The sequence below is a fragment of the Nocardia sp. NPDC088792 genome (genome assembly GCF_044750615.1).
GTDB lineage: Bacteria > Actinomycetota > Actinomycetes > Mycobacteriales > Mycobacteriaceae > Nocardia.
Genome location: NZ_JBIVKC010000003.1, coordinates 277,935 through 298,835, shown reverse-complemented (window position 1 = coordinate 298,835; position 20,901 = coordinate 277,935). Strand labels below are relative to the sequence as shown.

Genomic DNA, 20,901 nt, shown 5'->3' with positions numbered 1-20,901 from the left:
GCGACGCTCGCGGAGTTGCCGGAGCCGAGGAATCCTTCCACCTCCTCCGGCACGTTCCCGATCAAGCGCACGGCGTAGTCGTGGTGCATGACGCCGGTGAACACGCCGGTTCGGCTGCCCTGCAAGGTCGCCGGATCGATGCCGGCGCGTTCGAGCACCTCCCACGAGGTCTCCAGCAGCAACCGCTGCTGGGGATCCATGGCGAGCGCCTCACGCGGTGAGATCCCGAAGAACCCGGCATCGAATTCCGCTGCGTCGTAGAGGAATCCGCCTTCCTTCACATACGAGGTGCCGTGCCGCTCGGTCTCGGTGTCGGGATCGTAGAGGTTGTCGACGTCCCAGCCGCGGTCGGCGGGGAAGTCGGAGATGGCGTCGGTGGCGGAGGCGACCAAGTCCCACAGGGCTTCCGGGGAATTCGCGCCGCCGGGGAATCGGCAACCCATGGCGACGATCGCGATCGGTTCGTCGGCGACACCGCCGCGTACGGCGGGCGCGGGCGGCGTCGGGCGGGTCTCGCCGGCCAGCCGGGTGTCGAGGTGGTCGGCCAGGGCGGCCGGGTTGGGATGGTCGAAGACCAGGGTGGCGGGCAGTCGCAGTCCGGTCGCGAGGTTCAGCCGGTTGCGCAGATCCACTGCCGCAAGGGAGTCGAAGCCCAGATCCCGGAACGCACGGCCGGGTTCCACGGCCTCCGCGGCGGCATGCCCGAGCACGGCGGCGACCTGAGCGCGGACCAATTCGCGCAGTTCCCTGCGACGCTCGGCCGCGGGCAGGGCGGTCAGGCGACTCGACTGCATGCCGGCGCTGTCACCGCCGGGTGACGCCGCCGCGGCCCGTCGAGCGGCCGGACGGACAAGGCCGTGTAGTAGTCGGGGTACCGGATCGGTAGCGGCGCGAGCCCGCAGCGCCGCGAGGTCGAGCGGCATGGCGACCAGGTGCGGATCCCCTGCGGCGGTGGCGGCGTCGAAGAGCTCGAGCCCCTGGCGATCGGTCAGTGCGGGCATGCCGGACCGCGCGATGCGGCGCGCGTCGGCCTCGTCGAGATGACCGGTCATCGCACTGCGCTGTTCCCATAGCGTCCAGGCAATCGACTGCCCGGCCGAGCCGTTGGCGCGGCGATGCTGGGCCAGCGCGTCCAGGAAGGCATTCGCGGCCGCGTAGTTGCCCTGCCCCGGACCGCCGAAAACGCCTGCGGCAGAGGAGAAGAGCACGAACGCCCGCAGATCCGTACCGGCCGTGAGGCGGTGCAGATGCAGCGCGGCATCCACCTTGGGACGCAACACCGCATCGATGCGATCGGGAGTCAGCGCGGCGAGCACGCCATCATCGAGGACGCCCGCGGCATGCACCACCGCGGTCAGCGGATGCTCGGCGGGGATGTCGCCGAGCAGCCGCCGCAGCGCCTCACCATCGGCGACATCGCAAGCGACAACGGCGCATTCGGCGCCGAGCGCGGCAAGCTCCTCGACGAGTTCGGCCGCACCGGCCGCCGCGGGACCGCCGCGCCCCGCCAAGACGAGCCGTCGCGTCCCGGAAGCAGCCAGGTGACGGGCAATCCGCGAGCCGATCAGACCGGTGCCACCGGTGATGAGGACCGTGCCGTCCGAATCAGCCAAGGGCGCGAGCTGCTCCGCGGCGGCGACCGGCTCGGAGTTCTCCGCAACGGCGGCTCGCACCAGCCGCGGGATCCGAAGTTCGCCATCGCGCGCCGCCACCTGATCCTCCTCGGTTGCGGCGAGAAGCGCTGCGAGAGAGGTGATGTCGCTGGAGTCGTCGACATCGGCGAGGATGAAGCGCCCCGGATGTTCCGACTGCGCCGTGCGGATCAGCCCCCAGACCGCGGCCTGCGGGAGATCGCTGATGTCCTCGCCCGCCGTTACCGCGACCGCCCCGCGGGTGAGGATTATCAGGCGCGCATCGGTGAACCGCTCCTCGGCGAGCCAGTCCTGTACGAGCGCGGTGGCAGAGTGCACGGCACGGTGGGTGGCAGCAGCGGTGGCACGGGAGATTTCGACCGCGTCGGCAGCGACGGCGGCAGGAGTATCCGAATCCGCTACGGCGGCCATCGGATCGAGGTTTGCGGCATCCGGATCCGCAGACGTGGAACTGAGCTTCGCAGGCGCGGCGGCGGTCATCGGCGCGACGACCAGCCCGGGCGCGGCGTCCCCTGCGAGGACAGCGGCACGCAGTGCGGCGAAGTCCGGGTAGCGGTCGGTGCCGAGCACGATCGGATCGGCGATGCCGGTCGGGCGGTCGGTGATCCGAGCGGGGATCCAGTCCAGGTAGAAGAGCGATTCGTGATGGATTCTCGGTTGCGGTGCTTCGGATACCGGGCGTAGGAGCAGGGCGTCGATGGAGATCACGGGCTGTCCGGCGGTATCCCAGGCCTGTAGCGAGACGGCGTTCTCGCCCGCCGGCGCTACTTTGGCCCGCAGGGCGGTGGCGCCGTGGGCGTGCAGGGCGGACCCGGTCCAGGCGAAGGGCATACGGCCCGTTTCGTCGCCGGACAATCCGGTCACGTGCAGTACGGCATCGAGCAAGGCCGGGTGCAGTCCGAAAAGCGCTGCTTCGGAGTGTGTTTCGGATGGCAGGACGGCCTCGGCGTAGATGTCCTCGCCCAGACGCCAGGCGGCGCGCAGCCCTTGGAACACGGGCCCGTAGACGAATCGGCCTGCCGCGAAACGTTCGTAGAGTCCGGTCAGATCGATCGGCGTCGCGCCTGCCGGCGGCCAGGCAGCCGACGGCGGCAACGTGGACAACTCGTCGGACAGGGCGCCGCGCGCGTGGCGGGTCCACGGGTCCTCCGGTGCGGCGTCGGCAGAGCGGGCGTAGACGCTGATCGGGCGCAGACCGTCGGTTTCAGATGCGCCGACGGCCACCTGCACATCGATGGGGTTCGCGGACAAGGGAAGTGGCGCTTCCAGAGTCAGCTCTTCCACGCGGCGCAGGCCCAGTTGGTCGGCGGCGCGGGCGGCGAGCTCGAGGAAGGCGGTGCCCGGTAGGAGTGCGGTGCCGAGCACCGAATGCTCGGCGAGCCACGGATGGGTGCGGGTGGACAGGCGGCCGGTGAGCACGAGCGCGTCGCCGTCGGCGAGAGTGACGACGGCACCGAGCAGTGGATGTCCGGCGGCGGCGAGGCCCGCGGCGGTGACGTCACCGGTTGCGGGGCCGGTGTCCTCGAGCCAATACCGCTGTCGTTGAAAGGGGTAGGTGGGCAGGTCGGTGTGGGTGGCGGGCAGGTGGGCAAAGGTGGGTCGCCAGTCCACAGGGATGCCGGCGGTCCACAGTTCGGCCGCCGACGCGCGGAAACGGGCGATGCCGCCTTCGTCGCGACGAAGTGTGCCGGAGACCAGGGCGTCCCGCTCGGTGGCACGTGCGGTTTCTTCGACCGCGATGGTGAGCACCGGATGTGGGCTGACCTCGACGAAGGCGCGTAGTCCCGCGTCCAGTGCGGCGGTGACGGCCTGGCCCAGTTCGACGGTCTGTCGCAGATTGCGGTACCAGTAGCCGGCGTCCAGGGTTCGGGTGTCGAGGGTCGCGCCGGTCACCGTGGAGTAGAACGGCACTTCGGCTGGGCGCGGGGTGATCTCGGCCAGCAGGGTCAGTAGTTCGTCACGGAGCCGCTCGATGTGGGCGCTGTGTGAGGCGTAGTCGACCTCGATGCGTCGAGCGCGCAGCTCCTGGGCCTCTGCGTGAGTGAGGAATTCGTCGATGGCCGCGATCTCGCCGGAGATCACCACCGAGGCCGGGCCGTTGATGGCGGCGATCGAGAGCCGCTCGCCCCACGGGGCCAGTTCCGCCCGCGCTCGCTCGGCCGGGAGTTGTACGGAGGCCATTCCGCCCACACCGGCGACCGCGCGCAGCGCGCGGCTGCGCAATGCCACCACTTTCGCGCCGTCTTCCAACGACAGCCCGCCCGCCACCACCGCGGCGGCGATCTCGCCCTGCGAATGTCCCACGACCGCAGCGGGTTCCACCCCGGACGAGCGCCACAACGCGGCCAGCGACACCATCACCGAGAACAGCACCGGTTGAACGACATCCACGCGGTCCCACACCGCACCCGAGCGCACGAGCTCGAGCAGTGACCAATCCGTGTACGGCGCCAGCGCGGCCTCGCACTCGGCCATCCGCTCGGCGAATACCGGTGATTCCTCCAGCAGTTCCCGAGCCATCCCGGTCCACTGCGAACCCTGTCCGGGGAACAGGAAAACAACACGGCTGGTGCGGATTTCACCGCCGCGAACCACGGTGAGCGATGGCAGTCCGTCTGCCAGCGCCGTCAGGTCCGCGGTCAGTCCCGCTCGATCTCCGGCCGTCAGCACGGCCCGATGATCGAAGACGGTCCGGCCGGCCAGTGCCCGGCCGATCCCGTCGAGGTCGAGATCCGAGTGTTCGGCGAGGTGCTTGCGCAGCCGCTCGGCCTGGGCGCGCAGACCCGCTCGATCGCGAGCGGAGAGCAGCCACGGCACGACGGCCGAGGTGGAGTCCGGCGCGGCCGGATTCGATTCGGCCCGGTCGGCGGTGTTCGGCTCGGCCCGGTCGGCGGTGTTCGGCTCGGCCTCCGCCTGTTCGAGGATGACGTGCCCGTTGGTGCCGCTGATTCCGAAGGAGGACACCGCGGCTCGCCGCGGATGGTCCGTCTCGGGCCACGGTGTCGGCTCGGTGACCAGCCGAACGGTGCCTGCGGACCAGTCCACCTGGGTGGTGGGACGGGCGGCGTGCAGGGTGGGCGGCACGGTGCCGTGGCGCATGGCCATGACCATCTTGATGACACCGCCGACGCCCGCGGCGGCCTGGGTGTGGCCGATATTGGACTTCAGCGAGCCGAGCAGCAGGGGCTGGTTGCGGTCGCGGTCCTTGCCGTAGGTGGCCAGCAGGGCCTGTGCTTCGATGGGGTCGCCGAGTGCGGTGCCGGTGCCGTGCGCCTCGACGACGTCCACCGCGTCGGTGCGCAATTGGGCGTCGGCCAGCGCGCGGCGGATGACACGCTGCTGCGCGGGCCCGTTGGGGGCGGTGAGCCGGCTGCTGGCGCCGTCCTGGTTGACGGCGCTGCCGCGAACCACGGCGAGGATCGGGTGCCCGTTGCGGCGCGCATCCGAAAGGCGTTCCAGCAGGAGCATTCCCACGCCTTCGCCCCAGCCGGTGCCGTCGGCCTCGTCGGCGAAGGACTTGCAGCGTCCGTCGCCGGCGAGGCCGCCTTGGCGGCTCATTTCGGTGAAGGGCACCGGTGTCGACATCACCATGGCGCCACCGGCAAGGGCCAGCCCGCATTCACGGCGACGCAGTGCGTGCGCAGCGAGGTGGATGGCGATCAGCGAGGAGGAGCAGGCGGTGTCGACGGTGATCGCCGGGCCTTCGAGACCGAAGGTGTAGGAGATGCGGCCGGAGGCGACGCTGTCGGATTGACCGTTGCCGAGGTAGCCCTGCACATCCTCGGGCACGCGGTTCAGCCGCAACGCGTAGTCCTGGTACATGACGCCGGCGAAGACTCCGGTGTCGCTGCCGCGCACCGTGTTCGGGTCGATGCCGGCGCGCTCGAATGCCTCCCAGGTCGTTTCCAGCAGCAGTCGCTGCTGCGGATCCATGGCCAGCGCTTCGCGCGGGGAGATATTGAAGAACTCCGGTTCGAAGTCGGCCGCCTTGTCGAGGAAGCCGCCTTCCGCGGCGTAGGTGCTGCCGGGCCGCCGGCGGGTGGGGTCGTACAGGGTTGCCAGGTCCCAGCCGCGGTCGCCCGGGAATCCCGTGATGGCGTCGGTTCCGGATTCGACCATCCGCCAGAGCTTTTCGGGTGTGTCGACGCCACCGGGGTAGCGGCAGCTCATGCCGATGATGGCGATGGGTTCGCGGCCTCGGGCCTCGACCTCGGTGAGGCGATTCCGGGTGTGGTGCAGGTCTGCCGCCACCCGCTTGAGGTAGTCGCGGAGCTTGTCATCAGTCACGGATATCGTCACCTTCGTAGATCGAGGACGGGAGCTGGGCGCTCTCCCCCATCCCGAGTTCGTTGTCGATGAAGTCGAAGAGTTCGTCGTCGGTCGCGCGGTCCATGCGTGCCCCGAGTCCCGGATCGGCATTGGCGCGCAAGGTGTTCAGCAGGACCTGCAAGCGGTCCAGCAGCTGCGGATCGGCGGCGCCGCCCTGGAACGCCTGCTCGAGTTGTTCGAGTTCGGCCAGGCCGCCGGTGACCGGTTCGGTGTCGTCCGGCGCCAGTTCGGCGGCGAGGTGTTTCGCGACGCCCGCCGAGGTGGGGTAGTCGAACAGCAGCGTGGCGGGCAGGCGCAGGCCGGTCGCGGCATTGAGCCGGTTGCGCAGTTCCACGGCGGTGAGCGAGTCGAACCCGATCTCCAGCAGGCCGCGATCGTCGTCCACCGCATCGGGGTCGCCGAAGCCGAGGACGGTGGCCGCCTGCAGTCGGACCAGGTCCAGCAGGATGCGTTCACGCTCGGCCGTATTCCGGCCTTGCAGTCGCTGCACGATGGATTCGGTGGCGGCGGCGCCGGCCACCCGTCGCGTCCGCGGGCCGATCAGGCCGCGCAGCATGGGCGGGTAGCCGGCCGTCGCGGTCGCTTCCAGGTCGAGACGCAGTGGCAGCGCGGCGGGTTCATCGGCGGCGACCGCCAGGTCGAACAGAGCGACGCCGTCCTCGGGGGTGAAGGCCAGGATGCCGCCGCGGGCGATGCGGCGCAGGTCCGCTTCGTCGAGCGAGCCGCTCATGCCGCCGTCGGTGGTCCACAGTCCCCAATCGAGGGCGGCCGCGGGCAGGCCCTGCGCCCGCCTGCGATGTGCGAGTGCGTCGAGGAAGGCATTGGCCGCGGCATAGTTGGCCTGGCCCATCCCGCCGAAGACACCGGCGATGGACGAGAACATCACGAACGCCGACAGTTCCATCCCGGCGGTCAGCTCGTGCAGATGCAGGGCCGCATCCGCCTTGGGACGCAATACTTCTCGCAGCCGCTGCGGAGTCAGTGCGCCGATCACACCGTCGGCGAGTACACCGGCGGCATGCACCACCGCGGTGAGCGGATGCGCCGCGGGAATCCCCGCGAGCAACTCCGCGACCCGATCCCGCTCGGCGACATCGCAAGCGACGATCTGGATATCCGCACCGAGCGCACTCAACTCGTCCCGCAGCTCGGCCGCGCCGTCCGCGGCGAGTCCACGCCGGCCGGTCAATACCAGCCGGCGCACACCATGCTCGGACACGAGGTGGCGCGCAATGTGCCGCCCGATCGCACCGGTACCACCGGTGATCAAGACAGTGCCGCCACGCGCCCACACCGGCGCCGCGGGCGCATCGGCACGCGGGACCCGGGCAAGCCGAGCCTGATGCGCCACACCGGAACGCAGGGCCAACTGCGGCTCGCCGGACCCGACCGCCGCCGGAAGCGCGGCCACCGAGGCGGTCTCGCCGTCCAGATCCGCGATCACGAACTGGCCGGGATGCTCGGTCTGCGCGGTGCGCACCAGCCCCCAGACCGCGGCATGCGCCAGGTCCGGCACATCGGCATCCGGACGCACGGCCACCCCACCGCGCGTCACCAACAGCAGGGTCGCACCCCGGAACCGCTCGTCCGCGAGCCAGCCCTGGACCAGTTCGAGCGCGTACTCGGTAGCGGATCGAACCGCCGCCACCTCATCCCGCGGCGCCGGCTCCGACGGGATCGGAGCGACCACTACTGCGGGCCGGTCACCGGTCAGGAGCTCGGCGAGTTCGGTCGCGCCGCGGGTGACGCCCGCCGTGGTCCAGTGTGCGGCGTCCTCGCCGAGAACGACCCAGTTGGCGGCCGCGGCAGGCGTTTTCGTCGGCAGAGCGGGCCATTCGACACGGAAGAGTTCTTCGTGTCCGGCGGCCGGTCGGGCGGCGCCGACCTGGTCGGCGGACACCGGGCGCAGTACCAGGGAGCGCATCGAGGCGACGGGGTCGCCGGCGGCGTCCGTTGCCAGTACCTCGACGGCGTCGCGGCCGGCGGGGCGCAATCGGATGCGCAGTGTGGCGGCGCCGGAGGCGTGCAGGCGGACGCCGTTCCAGGAGAACGGCAACCAGCTCTGTGTCGAGCCCTCGAGGATGCCGAAGGTCAGTGCGTGCAGGGAGCTGTCGAGCAGGGCGGGGTGCAGGCCGTAGGCGGTCGCGTCGCCGCGGTGTTGTTGCGGCAGGCTCGCTTCGGCGTATACCTCGTCGCCGAGTCGCCAGGCGGCGCGCAGGCCTTGGAAGGCCGGTCCGTAGGCGAAGCCGCCCTGTTCGAAACGTTCGTAGAGGCCGGTCACGTCGATCGGTTCGGCGTCTCGGGGCGGCCATTCGCCCGCGGCCGCGGGCTCGTTCGGGTCGGCGTCGGTGAGCAGGCCGCTGGCGTGGCGGGTCCACGACTGTCCGGGAGCCGACGATTCGGGGCGGGAGTACACGGCGATCGACCGGCTGCCGTCCACATCGGGAGCGCCTACTGAAACCTGCAGGAGCACAGCGCTGTTCGGTGCGATGACCAGGGGCGCTTCCAGCAGCAGTTCGTCGACCTCGGTGCACCCGGCTTCGTCGCCGGCCCGGATGGCCAGTTCGAGGAAGGCGGTGGCCGGGAACAGCGCCGAGCCCAGCACGGCGTGGTCGGCCAGCCACGGGTGGCTGCGGAGGGAAAGCCTGGTGGTGCACAGGAATCCGCCGGTGTCCGGGAGTTCGACCATCCCGCCCAGCAGCGGATGCCCGGCCGGACGCAGGCCCGCCGACCCGACATCGCCGGTGGCAGCGTCGGCCTCCAGCCAGTAGCGCTCGCGCTGGAAGGCGTAGGTGGGCAGGTCCACATGCGCACTCGCCGAGCCGCCGAGGAACCGTGCCCAATCGACCGGCAGGCCGCGGGTGTGCAATTGCGCCAGCGCGGTTGTCGCCGAGGCGATCTCGGTGCGGTCGCGCCGCAGCAGCGAGACCAGGGCGTCCGGATCGACGTCGTGGTCGGCGAGGCTGTCGCGGCCCATGGCGGTCAGTGACTGGTCGGGGCCCAGCTCCAGGAATCGAGTGGCACCCTGTGCGTGCAGGCACGCCATGCCGTCATGGAAGCGAACGGCGCTGCGCACGTGGGTGACCCAGTAGTCGGCGGTGCGGATTTCCTCGGCACTCGCGATCCGGCCGGTCAGATTCGAGACGATCGGGATCAGCGGTGCGCGGAAGTCGACGGTTTCGGCGACCTGCCGGAAGTCGTCGAGCATCGCGTCCATGTGCGGGGAGTGGAAGGCGTGACCGACAGTGAGCCGCCGCGCCTTACCGCCCACGGACTGCCAGCGGGCCGCGATATCGAGCGCGGCGTCGGCGTCACCGGAAACGACCGTCGAGGCCGGACCGTTCACCGCCGCGATCGACACCCGATCCTCGAGCCCCGCCAACAGCGGCAGCACCTCCGCTTCCGAGGCGGTCAGCGCGATCATGGCGCCGCCCTCGGGCAGGGCCTGCATGAGCCGTCCACGGGCCGCGACCAGCCGGACCGCGTCCGGCAGCGACAGCACACCCGCCACATGCGCCGCGGCGAGCTCGCCCACCGAATGCCCCAGCAGCAGTGCGGGAGTCACATCCCAGTGCTCCAGCAGCCGGAACAAGGCCGTCTCCAGCGCGAACAACGCCGGCTGAGTGAAGGCGGTCGTATCGAGCAGGGCCGCCTCGGGCGACCCCGCCGATGCGAACATCACCGCACGCAACGGCCGATCGAGGACCGTGTCGAACTCGGCGCACACCGCGTCGAGCGCATCGGCGAAGACAGGCCGGGCGTGATAGAGCTCCGCCCCCATCCCTGCGCGCTGACTGCCCTGCCCAGCGAACAGGAAGGCCGTTTTCCCCGCCCCGGACCGGCCACGCAGTACACCGGGCGCGATACCGTCGTCCGCCAGCGCGCGCAAGCCCGCCAGCAGTGTCTCGCGGCTGTCGGCGACGACCGCGCCACGATGCTCGAAAGCACTGCGGTGCAACGCAAGAGCCCTGCCGATCTCGGCGGAGCCGAGCGCGGGACGCGCCTCCGCGTACGCCGCCAGCCGCCGTGCCTGCGCCCGCAGGGCCGCCGCGCTCCGGCCGGAGACGAGCCACAGCCCGCCGCCGGCGGCCCGCGCGTCGGCGTCCGCCGCCGAGTCGGAACGTGCCGAGGTCGACAGCGAAGCCGACACCGAGACCCCTGCCGACCGCGCCGAATCATCCTCTGCGGGAACGTGTTCCAGTATGGTGTGGGCATTCGTGCCGCTGACGCCGAAGGAGGACACGCCGGCCCGGCGTGGGCGGCCGGTCTCGGGCCAGGCGGTGTTCTCGGTCAGTACGTTCACCGCGCCCGCGGACCAGTCGACCAGCGGGGTCGGCCGGTCCACATGCAGGGTGCCGGGTAGCACGCCGTGCCGCATGGCTTGCACCATCTTGATGACTCCGGCGATACCGGCGGCCGCCTGGGTGTGCCCGATATTGGATTTCAGTGAGCCGAGCAGCAGTGGCCGATCCGCCGGCCGGTCCTGCCCGTAGGTGGCCAGCAGCGCTTGGGCTTCGATGGGATCGCCGAGTCGGGTGCCGGTCCCGTGCGCCTCGACGGCGTCGATTTCGGCGGCGGTGATTCCGGCGCCGGCCAGCGCCTGTGCGATGACCCGTTGCTGGGCGGGGCCGTTCGGGGCGGTGAGGCCGTTGCTGGCGCCGTCCTGGTTGACGGCCGAGCCTCGGACCAGTGCCAGTACCGGGTGTCCGTTCCGTCGTGCGTCCGAGAGGCGTTCCAAGACAACGACGCCTGCGCCCTCGGCCCAGGCGGTGCCATCGGCCGCCGCGGCGAATGGCTTGCAGCGGCCGTCCTCGGCGAGCCCGCGCTGCCGGCTGAATTCGACGAACGACGTCGGAGTAGCCATGACCGCGACACCGCCTGCCAGGGCGAGCGTGCATTCACCGCCGCGCAGTGCCTGTGCGGCAAGGTGAATGGCCACCAGCGATGAGGAGCACGCCGTGTCCACGGTTACCGCGGGCCCCTCGATCCCGAAGGTGTAGGCGATGCGGCCGGAGGCGACGCTGCCGGCGCTGCCGAGGCCCAGATAGCCTTCGAGCTCTTCGGATGGTTGGCGTACGCGGGCGCCGTAGTCGTGGTAGCTGGAGCCGACGAAGACACCGGCCCGGCTGCCCTTCAGTGACAGCGGATCGATCCCGGCCCGTTCGAATGCCTCCCAGGCGATTTCGAGCAGCAGCCGCTGCTGCGGATCGATCGCCAACGCCTCGCGTGGGGAGATGCCGAAGAAGGCAGGGTCGAATTCGTCTGCGCGGTGCAGGAATCCGCCGTGCCGGGTGTAGGAGGTGCCGAGTCGGCCCGGATCGTCGGAGTAGAGCTCGTCGAGGTCCCAGCCGCGGCCGACGGGGAACGGTGAGATGGCGTCGACGCCGTCGTGGACGAGCTGCCACAGGTCCTCGGGGGTTTCCACATCGCCGGGAAAGCGGCAGCTCATCGCCACGATCGCGATGGGATCGTCGACTGCGGCCGACCCGGTGGATGTCGAGGATGTCCGGCTCGCGGCAGCCGCGGTCCCGGTGGTTGTCCCGGTCGCGGTGTCGGCGGGTGCCGTGGTCTCGACGCCGAGCAGTTCGCCGAGGTGGCGCACGAGTGCGGTGATCGTGGGGTGGTCGAAGACGAGAGTCACCGACAGTCGCAACCCGGTGGTCGCCGCCAGCCGGTTGCGCAGGTCGACGGCGGTCAGGGAGTCGAAGCCGAGGTCACGGAAGACCCGGCCGGGCTCGATGCCGTCGGCATCGGCGTAGCCGAGTGTCTCGGCGACTTCCGCGCGGACCAGCGCGATCAGTTCTTCCTCACGCTCGGCCGCGGACAGTCCGGCCAGCCGTGCCGCGAGTGAATCTCCCTCGCTGTCCGCGGTGTCCGAGCCGAGGAACGGAACAGCCTCGGGCAGCTCACGCAGTACGGTGTTGGGCCGCAGGGTGACCGACGTGCGAGTGAACCGCTCCCACTCGAAACCGGAGACGATGAGCCGTGTTTCACCGTGTGCCAGCGCCGCGCCCAGTGCGGCGAGGGCCAGGTCCGGTGCCATCGGCTGCAGGCCCGCACGGACGAGCCGATCCCCCACCGCGGCGGCCGCGCTGTTCCCCGCCCACAGACCCCAAGCCACCGAGGTGGCCGGAAGACCGCGGGACCGGCGCTGTTCCGCGAGGGCATCCAAGTAGGCGTTGGCCGCCGCATAGCTGCCTTGACCGGTGCCCGGCAGTGTGGCGGCGAGTGAGGAGTAGAGGACGAACCCGTCCAGCTCCAGGTCGCGGGTGAGTTCGTCGAGGTGCGCGGCCGCCTCGGCCTTGGGACGCAGCACGGCGGCAGCACGTTCCGGGGTGAGGGCGTCGAGTACGCCGTCGTCCAGCACACCCGCCGCGTGCACCACCGTGCGCAGCGGCCGATCCGCCGGAATCGAATCGAGCAGGGCGGCAAGCGCGTCACGGTCGGTGACATCGCAGGCGACGCCCTCGGCGTCCACGCCCAGTTCCGCCAGCTCGGCCACCAGTGCGGCGACACCGGGCGCGGCAGGTCCCTGCCGGCCGGCGAGCAGGATATGCCGTGCACCCGCACCTGCCAGCCACCGAGCGGCATGCGCACCGAGCGCGCCGGTACCGCCGGTGATCAGCGCGGTCCCCGAAGTGGCCCAAGTGGCGTCCGGCGCCACCGGTTCGGACCGCACGAGGCGGCGAGCGAAAACACCGGAAGCGCGCAAGGCGAGCTGGTCTTCACCATCGAGACCCGCGAGTACGCGGACCAGCCGTTCGAGCACCCGCTCGTCCCACCGCTCCGGAAGATCGATCAGACCGGCCCAGCGCTGCGGGTACTCCATGCCCGCAACCGAACCCAGCCCCCAGGTCATCGCCTGGTCCGCGGCGGGCGCCGCATCGGAGCGGCCCACCCGGACCGCGCCGACGGTCGCGGCCCACATCGGTGCGCTGACACCGGCATCGCCCAGCGCCTGAACCAGCGTCACCGTCATAGCCAGACCGGACGGCACTACCGGCGCGGACGCATGCCCGCCGGACGCGAGTCCCAGTATCGACAGCACCCCGGCGGGTGCGCCGGTACGCAGGCGGTCGCTCAAATCGTCAGCGACAGCAGCCCGATCGGCCGAGTCGTCATGGCCGAACGGCACGGTCACGACGCTGGCGCCGTGCCTTTCGAGTGCGCTCGCGCAGGCGGCGACGGCCGGGTCGGTCATCGCCGAAGCGGGGACGAACAACCACCAGATGCCTTGCAGCACCGGCTTTTCCGCGCCGAGCTGCAGCGGCTTCCAGATCACCCGGTACCGCCAGGTATCCAGCACGGAGCGGTCGCGGCGGTCGCGATGCCACGAGGACAGGGCGGGCAGCACCGCGCTCAGTGAAGCCTGCGCCTCCTCGCCGGTCATCCGCAGTGTGCTTGCCACAGTGGTGACGTCACCGGACTCGACCGCCGTCCAGAACCCGGCGGCGACCGGATCGGCGCCGACCATCCCTACCTCGGCACGGTCGATCACCGGCGCCTGCAGCCAGTAGCGAGAACGCTGGAAGGCGTAGGTCGGTAGTTCGACGCGGCGGCCACCGGTACCGGAAAGCACGGCATCCCAGTCGATGTCGGCGCCACAGGTGTGCAGTACGCCGAGCGAGAGCAGGAAGCGGCGCAGGCCGCCGTCACCGTCGGCGAGGGTGCCGGTGACGCATCCGGCCGCCTCGGCCGTGTCGATGGCTTGCCGCAGCCATACCGACAGCACCGGATTCGGGCTGATCTCGACGAATACCGTGTGCTCGTCCCGTAGTAGCGCGTCGACGGCCCTCGAGAACAGGACCGGCTCCCGCAGGTTCCGGTACCAGTAGGCGGGGTCGAGCGCGGTGGTGTCGAGGCGTGTGCCGGTTGCCGTGGAGTAGAACGCGATCTCCGAAACCTGTGGCGTCACGCCGGTGAAAGCCGTATCCAGTTCGGCGCGAAGCGCTTCCACCTGCGGTGAGTGCCCGGCGAAATCGACGCCGGGCAGCTCCCAGGACATGATTCCGGCGTCGGCGAGCCGCTCGCTCAGCTCCCGCAGCGAGGTGGGATCCCCCGATACCGTCACCGAGCCGGGACCGTTCACCGCGGCCACCGATACCCGATCTGCCCACGGCTCCAGGTATTCGGTGATCGCGTCCGCCGGGACGGCCGCGAACAGCATCCCGCCCTGACCGATGAGGGGCAGCAGTGCCTTGCTGCGCAGGGCGACGATGCGCGCGCCGTCTGCCAGCGACAGCCCTCCGGCCACCACCGCGGCGGCGATCTCACCCTGCGAATGTCCTACCACCGCAGCAGGTTCCACGCCGAAGGACCGCCAGACCGCGGCGAGCGAGACCATCACCGAGAACAGCACCGGCTGAACGACATCCACCCGATCCAACGGATCCGACGAACGCAGCAGATCGATCAGAGACCACTCCACGAACGGCGCCAACGCCGCTGCGCACTCGGCCATCCGCTGGGCGAACACCGGAGACTCGTCCAGCAGTTCCCGGGCCATACCGGCCCATTGCGAGCCCTGTCCCGGGAACACGAAGACAGTCCGGCCCACGGGGGCGGCCGTGCCCTCGACGAGCAGATCGTCAGCGCGCCCTCCGGCCAACGCGGTCAGGCTCGCGAGCATGGCATCGCGATCGCTGCCGCCGATGACGGCCCGATATTCGAACGGTGTCCGATCGCGGATCAGCGAGTACCCGACATCCTCAGGAGAAAGTGTGGGCCGGGCCGAGAGGTGCGCGGCCAGTCGAGCCGCCTGAGCCCGCAAGGCCGGCTCGGTGCGACCCGAAAGGGGCCACAGCACAGGGCGATCCACCTGCGGCCCGCTGCCGTCCCGTATCAGCCGATCGGGCTGCGGGGCATCGATTTCCGACTCCGCTTCGGGCGCCTGCTCGATGATCACGTGCGCATTGGTGCCACTGAGACCGAAGGAGGAGACCCCCGCGCGGCGCGGTCGTCCGTTCCGCACCCACGGTTCGGACTCCACCAGCAACGAGACCGCGCCCGCGGTCCAGTCGACGTTCGGCGTGGGGTCGGCGGCGTACAGCGACTTCGGCAGCAGGTCGTGGCGCAACGCCTGCACCACTTTGATGATGCCCGCGGCGCCCGAAGCCGCCTGGGTGTGACCGATATTCGATTTCACCGAGCCCAGGCGCAGCGGCCGGTCCGCGGGCCGGTTGCGGCCGTAGGTGGCCAATAGTGCGTCGGCTTCGATCGGGTCGCCCAGTTTCGTGCCAGTGCCGTGCCCTTCGACCACGTCGACGTCGGCTGCCGTGAGCCCGGCGCCGGCGAGTGCCTCGCGGATGACCCGCTGCTGGGCGAGGCCGTTCGGGGCGGTGAGTCCGTTGCTGGCGCCGTCCTGGTTCATCGCGGAGCCACGGACCGTGGCCAGTACCGGATGGCCGTTGCGGCGGGCGTCCGAAAGTCGTTCCAGCAGTAGTACACCGACGCCTTCGGCGATGCCGAAGCCGTCCGCGGCGGCGGCGTAGGACTTGCAGCGCCCGTCGGCGGCCAGGCCGCGCTGGCGGCTGAAACCGGTGAGCGACAGCGTCGATCCGAGGACGGTGACGCCGCCGGCCAGGGCGAGCGTGCATTCGCCGCTACGCAGGGCCTGTGCGGCCAGATGCACGGCGACCAGCGAGGAGGAGCATGCGGTATCCACGGTGATGGCGGGGCCCTCGAGCCCGAGGCTGTAGGCGATCCGACCGGACAGCACGCTGGTGGATACGCCCGCGATGAGATGGCCTTCCACTTCCGCGGGCACATCGTGGTTGCCGTACCCCTGGTAGGCGGCGCCGGCGAAGACGCCGGTCCGGCTGCCACGCGCGGTGGCCGGATCGATGCCCGCGCGCTCGAGCGCCTCCCAGCAGGTCTCCAGCAGCAGTCGCTGCTGGGGATCCATGGCGAGCGCCTCGCGCGGCGAGATGCCGAAGAAGGCGTTGTCGAATTCCGCTGCGTCGCTGAGGAATCCGCCTTCGACCGCATAGGTCGAGCCGGGCCGGTCCGGGTCGGCGTCGTAGATCGCCTCCACGTTCCAGCCGCGGTCCGCCGGCAGTTCGGCGACGGCGTCACGGCCCTCGATCAGCAGGTCCCACAATCCGTCCGGATCCTGCACGCCACCCGGATAGCGGCAGGCCATGCCGACGATCACGATGGGGTCCTGGTCGTCGACGGCGACGACCGGCAGCGGCTCGGGCGCATCGGTTCCGGTACCGAGCGCCAGTTCACCGAGATGCCGGGCGAGCGCGGTGGCCGACGAGTAGTCGAAGATGACCGTCACGGGCAGCCGCAGCCCGGTGGCGGTATTGAGCCGATTACGCATCTCGACGGCGGTCAGCGAGTCGAAACCCAGGTCGCGGAAGGCTCTTTCGGATTCGACCGCGGAGGCGGAGTCGTGGCCGAGAACCCGTGCCGCATGAGTGCGCACCAGGTCGATCAAGAGGCGGTCGCGATCGGCCGGGGCGGCCTCGCGTAGTCGGCGGCGCAGGGCCGCGCCCGCACCGTCGTCAGCGGCGGGCTCCTCGTCGGCGGCCAGGACGCGGCTCACCTCCGGCAGGCTTCCGATGAGCGGGCTCGGCCGCACCGAGGTGAACACCGGCGCGAAGCGGTCCCAATCGACGGCGGCCACCAGGACGACGGTGTCGTCGTTGTCCAGCACCCGCCCGAAGGCGTCGAGCGCGACGGCCGGCGGCATGAAAGGGATACCGCGGCCACGCAATTGCGCCTCGGCGAGGTTGGCCGCCATCCCGCCGCCCTCGGCCGGATCCCAGATGCCCCAGACGATCGAGGTGGCGGTCAGGCCACGGGATCGGCGGTTCTCGGCCAGGCCGTCGAGGTAGGCGTTGGCGGCGGCGTACGCGCCGTGCTCATCGCTGCCCCAGACCGCGGAGATGGAGGAGAACAGGACGAACGCGTCCAACGTGTCCGCACCGAAGACGGCGTCGAGATTCTCGGCACCGCGGACCTTGGCATCCAGCGTTTCGGCAAAGTGATCGGGATCGGTATCGGCGAGCGGGATCAGCACACCCGCGCCGGCCGCGTGGACCACAGTGCCGATATCGGCTCCGCCGCTGCGCAATCCGTCGACGAGCTCCGCCAGCGCCGCCCGGTCCGCGACATCACAGGCGGCAATGGTCAACCGCGTGCCACGCGCGAGCAGCTGCTCGGTCAGCTCGGTCAATCCCGCCACACCGACCGGGCCACGGCGACCGATCAGCACGATGTGCTCCGCGCCGCGGTCAGCGAACCAGCGAGCCAAGTGCTTGCCGACGCCGCCGGTACCGCCGGTGATCAGAACCGTGCCGCGCGGCTGCCAGGGACGTGCCGCCACAGCGTCACCGAGCTCGGCGCGAACCAATCGCCTGCCGTGCATCCCCGCTGCACGAATCGCCACCTGGTCCTCGTCATCCAGGCGGGCGAACACCTGACGCAGTCGCGTCGTGGCCTGCTCGTCGAGGGTCGCGGGGAGGTCGACGAGGCCACCCCAGCGAGCCGAATGCTCCAGCGCCGCAACGCGACCGAGGCCCCACAGCAGAGTCTGCGCCGGGCTCGTGAGCACGTCGGCGTCATCGACGGCCACAGCGCCGCGAGTGGCCCACCACATCGGGGCCGCGCAGCCGCTGTCGCCGAGCGCCTGCAGCAGCACCAGACTCAGTGCGGCGCCGTCGGTCATCTGAGGATTGCGCCGGTGCGGGGATTCGTCGAGGCCGAGCAGGGACAGCACACCGGCCACCGGCTCCGGCAGTCCGGCAAGCACATCGGTCAGCAAGGCGGACAACGCTTCCCGATCGTCGGCGGACGAATCCAGCACGATCGGCACCACAGTCGCGCCACCGGCCGCGAGTACCCGCGCACACGCAGCGGCCGGCGGATCGGTGTGTTCGGAGTCCGCGCTGGTGGTTGCGGAGGTGACGAGCAGCCAAGTGCCGGTGAGTGATGCGCTCGGGCGGTCGGTGAGTGGCTCCCAGTCGACGCGGTAGCGCCAGGAGTCGGCGGTGGCGCGATCCTCGAGGCCGCGTCGCCAGGTCGCGAGGGCGGGTAGTACGTCGCTCACCGTATCGGTGGAGTCGATGCCGAGGGTGGCGGTGAAGGCGGCGAGGTTCTTGTCGTCGACCGTCTGCCAGAAGGCGGTTTCCGCGGGGTGGGCGGCCGGCGGCGCGATGACGGCGTCCTCCGGGGTCTGCAGCCAGAACCAGCGGTGCTGGAAGGCGTAGGTCGGCAGTGGCACTGCGGTGCCGGGTGTTTCGGCGAAGAAAGCGGACCAGTCCGGGGACAGTCCGCGGACCTGCGCCGCGGCGAAGGAGCGCAGCGCGGTGTCGAGACCGCCCTGGTCGCGGCGTAGCGTGCCGACGGCTGTGGCCTCGAGACCGGCTGCCTCGGCGGTCTGGTTCACGCCGACCGTGAGGACGGGGTGGGTGCTCGGTTCGAGGAAGAAGGCGTAACCGTCGTCGAGCAGGGTGCGGGTGGCGTCGGCGAAGCGCACGGGTTGACGCAGGTTGCGATACCAGTACTCCGAGTCGAGGGTCCCGGTGTCGCGCCAGTCGGCGTCCACGGTGGAGAAGAACGGAATCTCCCCGCTGGTGGGCGCGATATCGGAGAGCGCTGCCAGCAGTTCGGCCCGGATCTCCTCGACCTGCGGCGAGTGCGAGGCGTAGTCGACGGGGATGACCCGGGCGCGGATCTCGCCGGCGACGAGGTCGGCGACGAATCGCTCGATGGCTTCGGAATCACCTGCGACCACGGTCGATGACGGACCGTTGACGGCCGCGATCGAGATCCGGTCCGTCCGGTCGCGCAGGCGATCTGTCACGTCCGCGACGGGCAGCGGTACCGAGGCCATGCCCCCGCGACCCGCGAGCGCCGCAATGGACTTGCTGCGCAATGCGACAACCTTCGCGCCGTCCGCCAGTGCCAGTCCACCCGCCACCACCGCGGCGGCGATCTCACCCTGCGAATGCCCCACCACCGCTGCGGGTTCCACCCCGAACGACCGCCACAGCGCGGCCAGCGACACCATCACCGAGAACAGCACCGGCTGAACGACATCCACCCGATCCCAGGCGTCGCCCTCGAAGATCCGCTCGCGCAGTGACCAGTCCACGAACGGGTCGAGGGCCGCCTCGCACTCGGCCATCCGCGCCGCGAACACCGGTGACTGCTCCCACAGCTCGCGGGCCATGCCCACCCACTGTGAGCCTTGGCCGGGGAACATGAAAACCACTCGGCCGGTGTGTGTTCCACCGCCGCGAATCAAGGCGGCCGTATCGTCGCCCGACTCGAGTGCACGCAACCCCGCCAGCAGGTCGTCGCGGCCGTCGGCGATCACGACCGCGCGATGCTCGAATGCGGTACGCGTGGTGGCCAATGCCCGCGCAATGGAGGCTGTGCCGGTCTCGCGGTCGCGCTCGACGACGGTAGACAGACCGCGGGCCTGCGCGGCGAGTGCCTCCTCGGTGCGCGCCGAGACGACGAACGGCAGCAGCCGCGCTCCTTCGCCTGGAGATGTTGCGGTGGTGCCGTCCGAACCGTTCCCGGCTGCGGGCGCTTGTTCCAGCACCACATGCGCATTGGTCCCGCTCACCCCGAACGAGGACACCGCCGAGCGTCGCGGTCGATCGACGTCCGGCCACGCCCGCTGCTCGGACAGCAGCCGCACCGCACCCGAGGTCCAATCCACCTGTGAGGACGGCTCATCCGCATGCAATGTCCGCGGCAGTACGCCGTGCCGCAGCGCCTGCACCATCTTGATGATCCCGCCCACGCCGGCGGCCGCGGAGGTGTGCCCGATGTTCGATTTCAGCGATCCCAGCCACAGTGGCGCGTCGGCGGGCCGGGCGCGGCCGTAGGTCGCCAGCAGGGCTTGGGCTTCGATCGGGTCGCCCAGCCGGGTGCCGGTGCCGTGCGCTTCCACGACATCGACATCGGCCGTGGACAATCGGGCGTCGGCCAGGGCGGCGCGGATGACCCGCTGTTGTGCGGGGCCGTTGGGTGCGGTGAGGCCGTTCGACGCACCGTCCTGGTTCACCGCCGAACCGGCCACGACCGCCAGCACCTGGTGCCCGTTGGCTACCGCGTCGGAAAGGCGTTCCAGCAGCAGCACTCCCACGCCTTCGGACCAGGCGGTGCCGTCGGCGGTCTCGGAGAATGCCTTGCAGCGGCCGTCGGGGGCGAGGGCGCGTTGCCGGCTGAAGGAGACGAAGGCGTCGAGTTCGGCGCCGACGGTCACGCCGCCGGCCAGTGCCATACCGCACTCCCCCGAACGCAGCGACCGCACGGCCAGATGCAGCGCGACCAGCGAGGACGAGCAGGCGGTGTCCACGGTGAAGGACGGTCCGGTCAGGCCGAGCACGTAGGACACTCGCCCGGAGACGACGCTGCCGGTGGTGCCGGTGTGCAGCAGGCCCTCGACCTCCGGGACGGTGGCGCAGCCCGCGCCGTACCCGTTGACCATCGCGCCGATGAAGACGCCGGTGGCCGTATTGCGCAGGGCGGCGGGCACGATGCCGGCGCGTTCCAGGGTCTCCCAGGCCACTTCCAGCAGCAGCCGCTGTTGCGGGTCCATGGCGAGCGCTTCGCGTGGTGAGATGCCGAAGAATCCCGGGTCGAATTCGCCTGCGTCGTTGAGGAATCCGCCGTTGCGGGTGTAGGAGGTGCCGGGGTTGTCCGGGTCCGGGTCGTAGCGGCCGTCGACGTCCCAGCCACGATTGCGTGGCCATTCGGTGATGGCGTCGGTGCCGGCGGTGACCAGGTCCCACAGTTGTTCCGGTGAATTCGCGCCGCCCGGATACCGGCAGCCCATCCCGACGATCGCGATCGGCTCGTGCCGGGCGTCCTCCGTCTCCCGCAGTTTGCGCCGTGCGTCACCCAGGTCGGCGGTGGCGCGCCGCAGGTATTCCAGGAGTTTCTCGTCGTTCGGCAT

General features: G+C 70.7%; 2 protein-coding genes (1 of these 2 cut by a window edge). Both read right to left on the bottom strand.

Annotated features, from left to right (window positions below):
• Positions 1-5,939, bottom strand: partial view of an SDR family NAD(P)-dependent oxidoreductase gene (locus ACIP5Y_RS19105; RefSeq protein WP_400351577.1) — the 5' portion only. 6,169 nt of this gene lie to the left of the window's left edge; the window shows 5,939 of its 12,108 coding nt (coding positions 1-5,939); its start codon is at positions 5,937-5,939; its stop codon lies off the left edge, out of view.
• Complete coding sequence (locus ACIP5Y_RS19100) at positions 5,932-20,901, bottom strand: type I polyketide synthase (protein ID WP_400351576.1); 14,970 nt, start codon at positions 20,899-20,901, stop codon at positions 5,932-5,934. Before ACIP5Y_RS19100 ends, ACIP5Y_RS19105 begins: the two co-directional genes overlap by 8 nt.